Below are 3,777 nucleotides of genomic sequence, written 5' to 3'. Positions count from 1 at the left end.
TTCTGTTGCAAAGTTTTTCGAGTGGAGCTAAACTGTAGGGAAAATGAGATGAGGAGAATGATACATGGGATATTTTAAAGGAAAACAATTCAAAAAAGATATTATTTTGGTAGCCGTTTTTCTTTAAGTTATCGCGATGTATCTGAGATCCTGAAAGAACGAGGAGTTTCTGTTCACCCTACAACCATTATGCGCTGGGTTCATGAATATGGAAATTTGATCTATCAAATTTGGAAAAAGAAAAACAAAGTTGCACACCATGCTTGGCATTTAGATGAGACTTATATCAAAGTGAAAGGAAAATGGTGTTATTTATATCGTGCCATTGATAGTGATGTTCATACATTGGACTTTCAACTTCGAAAAACTCGTGATCGTCAGGCTGCGTATGCTTTTATGAAAAGATTGGTCAAGCATTTTGGAGAACCATCGGTTCTCACAACAGATAAAGCGCCTGCCTTGCTTTGTGCGTTCAAAAAATTACAGAAAGACGATTTTTATACACATACAAAACAATGTACCATCAAACATCGCAATAATCTGATTGAACAAGATCATCGACATGTCAAACGTCGATTTGCGAAATCGTCTGGATTTCAAAGTATCCGACACGCTTCTCGTACCATAAAAGGGATTGAAACGATTCAGGCCCTATATAAACAGAGACGAAGTCTTGAATCAGATTCCGTCTTTTCTGCGTACAAAGAACTACAAAAATTAGTAGCGATTGCTTAAATTCTATCCCAAATTTATAGCCCTCTTTATATTTTTTCTAACTTTGCAACGGAACCTTTCAAAATATTCGCCATGCTTCACGTACCTTGAAAGGAATCGAAATGCTTCATGCTTTATATAAACGAAACCGAAGTTTGCGACCAAACTTCAGTTTTTCAACGTACAAGGAATTACACAAATTATTAGTTACTGCCTAAATAGTTCCCCTCATGGTATCTGCTATATGCACTGGATACGGAGTGGTGATGGCACACCGCAATTTTGCACGTCAGCGGTACTAGAAATAGACTTCGCCATTGGTAGCAAGAATCCCACTGACGTTAGTCAGCTTGCGGCTTTAGCCGTGGGAGTGTCAAGTGATGATGTTACAAGCGTAATGAGTATTCTAATGATATATAATGTGTCTATTCAAAAAACGTCCTCCTATATATGAGGATGTTTTTTGATGTAAGATACAGGATTTATTTTTGTGTAGTGGTATCAATTTGAATGGAAAAATGGTACTGTTCATGCGATGCTTCTTCTAACAAAGTAGCGAGTGCTTTCAATTGGTGAATGACCTTCTGTTTAGACTTGAGTCCTGTATAGTGGATATGGAAGGATTCTGAAAGAGAGGATTCTATCTGTTCTAATAGAAGTTTTGTTGGCTTAGATTGTGGAATCACAGGTACTTCTTGTATTGGGATTGTTGATGGAAGTGTTTGCGTTTGGATTGGTTCGGTGGTGTGAGAAAGCTGTGGCTCAGTAGAGGTCCCCTCTTTGTGATTAGTAGCGCCCTTTCCTTTTCGTTTCGAATTCGTTGTTCCTTGCGATGTAATGTCATGTTTTTTGTACAAATCGTATAGCTTGCTATTATATGTGCCTAAACCAGTGGTAATTTCTTTGCTTGTGAAATGTTCTTTCCAATATTGGAGACGTATTTTTTGTTCTTCAGCAGGCAGAACTTCTAAAGAAGCCAATGGCAATAATGTGTTTAATTCTTCTATGCTTAATGTTTCTGTCAATGGAAATCACTCCTTGAGAGATGGTATATTGCATAGATTCTAGACGAAGGCAAAATTTCCTTTAGAAAAAGATTGAAAAGAATGTTTATACAACACAAAAAGACGAGAATCATCTCGCCTTTTTGTTGACATTTGATGAGAAATGAAAGAAGTCACAGTTCCGCAAGGAACGGGTAGTTGTGCCTTGCAATAATACTATAACCCATATTTTGGTCCTTTATACCAAAATTAATAATATAAGACTAAAATCCAAATAAAGAGAGATTCAACGTGGTGTTCATATAAAATCGAGTTGAATGAACTCAAATATAAAGATATAATAATGCGATGTGACAGAGTTTTCAAACAGAAATGGAGAGAAGCATCGTATGCAACCAAAATGGATTGACAAAATGGCATTTTCAAAAGCACATAAAGAGTTATTAGTTCGGTTGTACGGAAAGCAAATTACACGAAGAGAATACGACTCTTTAGTGAATCAACTATATGTTTCAGAAACAAAGGGAATTTCAAAATAAAAGAGGATAACTAGATATAGTGACATAAGGAGGGATTGTGACATGCGATTGATAGTGAAAGGGAAACCATCGCAAGTTCGTCATTTAGCAGATGATCCAGAATATGTATTTGCAATAGAATTTCATGATACGAATACGCAAACAACACAAATTGAAGAAAAGAAGTATGATCTGAAAGTCACAGCACTCATTCATTCTGAACAGTGGAAGCAATTATTACAGTTGATTGCAGAAGGTGGAGATATGTTAGCGAATGCGAATGAAATCATAATGGAGGGAAAGGTAGCGGATATCGCCAAACAAGTGCAAACATTTGCTCCTAACCGTATCATGTACCGATCTCATGCACAGCAAAAAGAAAAAGAAGCTCCAAAGAATGGGAAAGTAAAACAGAAACAGACGCATGAAAAGGGAGATAGAATATCTAATCGTGTGATACAGTTACACCAAAAATATGATGGTGTTTGCCAATTATGTGGACAGCGATGTGATAAACAAGTTGTGACTATAAAAAAAATACAGTCCAAAATGGGAATTATTTGTCCAGATTGTAAAGAGGGGACAACGTTTACCATTCGAGATATCAATCACAGATTGCAGCAAGAACTGTTGAAACACAATTTATTTTCAACTAAAGAAGAGATGGTATCTTACTTTCAGCAATTTTGTAAACAATTTGTTTTGGTACATTATAATGCGAGAATTCGGATGTATTGGTCGTGGGATAAGGAACAAATATGTCAAGTAGTGTACGTCTCCCAGGATGGGAGAGTTCGAAAAGTGAAGTTGAAAGAGAATGGGCGAATACTACCCGTAAAACAACCACCACAGTTTCCAGTTGGAGATAAGATGTTCTTGATTCAACATCCTGTAACGGAATTAAAAATGAATAAGATCCAACCTTTGTTATCTAAACAAAAGGAATATGTACAAATAGGAGATCTCCAACATCAAATGGATTGTTATGAAAAGGAAGGAATATTTACAGAAAAAATTGTTGTAAAACGAATAGAGAATAGCACCAAATATGAAGTTGTATCGGGATATACAGCATGTCGAGCTGCCCAAAAATTAAATTTAAAACGAATTCATGTGATGATGTTACAAACGTAATGAGTATTCTAATGATATAAATGTGTCTATTCAAAAAAACGTCCTCCTATATAGGAGGACGTTTTTTGATGTAAGATACAGGATTTATTTTTGTGTAGTGGTATCAATTTGAATGGAAAAATGGTACTGTTCATGCGATTCTTCTTCTAACAAAGTAGTGAGGGCTGTCAATTGGTGAATGACCTTCTGTTTAGACTTGAGTCCTTTATAGTGGATATGAAAGGATTCTGAAATAGCGGGTTCTATCTATTCTATGGGCTTTAACGGAATCAGCCCTAAATTCATTTCTTGAAGAGTTTGTTTATGAATCAATGGAATCCCTTCGTTGCGAAACCAAGTACCTACACGTGAAAAAGTAGATATATGAGGAACAAAAGAAAGACCACAAGATACACGAAATGAAGGAT

General features: G+C 36.1%; 3 protein-coding genes and 3 pseudogenes. 4 read left to right on the top strand and 2 right to left on the bottom strand.

Annotation, left to right across the window (positions count from 1 at the left end; translation table 11 throughout):
- Positions 1-64: 64 nt before the first annotated feature.
- Together CDB3_RS21260 and CDB3_RS32505 are read left to right on the top strand one after the other, a co-directional pair.
- A pseudogene (locus CDB3_RS21260) lies at positions 65-735 on the top strand (IS6 family transposase).
- Between the two features lie 56 nt (positions 736-791).
- A pseudogene (locus CDB3_RS32505) lies at positions 792-932 on the top strand (IS6 family transposase); the annotation flags it as partial.
- Between the two features lie 264 nt (positions 933-1,196).
- Here the strand turns inward: CDB3_RS32505 and CDB3_RS21245 are convergent.
- Positions 1,197-1,739 carry a hypothetical protein gene (locus tag CDB3_RS21245; protein ID WP_128855858.1) on the bottom strand — a complete coding sequence of 181 codons (543 nt, stop codon included), beginning with the start codon at positions 1,737-1,739 and terminating at the stop codon, positions 1,197-1,199.
- Positions 1,740-2,107: 368 nt separating this feature from the next.
- Between CDB3_RS21245 and CDB3_RS31775 the strand changes: the two genes are divergently transcribed.
- Both CDB3_RS31775 and CDB3_RS21240 read left to right on the top strand, forming a co-directional pair.
- Positions 2,108-2,257, top strand: coding sequence for a hypothetical protein (locus tag CDB3_RS31775; protein WP_179139727.1), 150 nt, complete (start codon positions 2,108-2,110; stop codon positions 2,255-2,257).
- A 42-nt stretch (positions 2,258-2,299) separates the two neighbouring features.
- Positions 2,300-3,370, top strand: coding sequence for a hypothetical protein (locus CDB3_RS21240; protein WP_128855857.1), 1,071 nt, complete (start codon positions 2,300-2,302; stop codon positions 3,368-3,370).
- Positions 3,371-3,634: 264 nt separating this feature from the next.
- Here CDB3_RS21240 and CDB3_RS31770 read toward each other — a convergent pair.
- Positions 3,635-3,777, bottom strand: a pseudogene (locus CDB3_RS31770) (ISNCY family transposase); the annotation flags it as partial.

This window comes from Bacillus sp. CDB3 (assembly GCF_002081505.1).
Lineage (GTDB): Bacteria > Bacillota > Bacilli > Bacillales > Bacillaceae_G > Bacillus_A > Bacillus_A cereus_AT.
The sequence above is the reverse complement of the archived record's forward strand: the minus strand, read 5'-3'. Positions and strand labels throughout refer to the sequence as shown.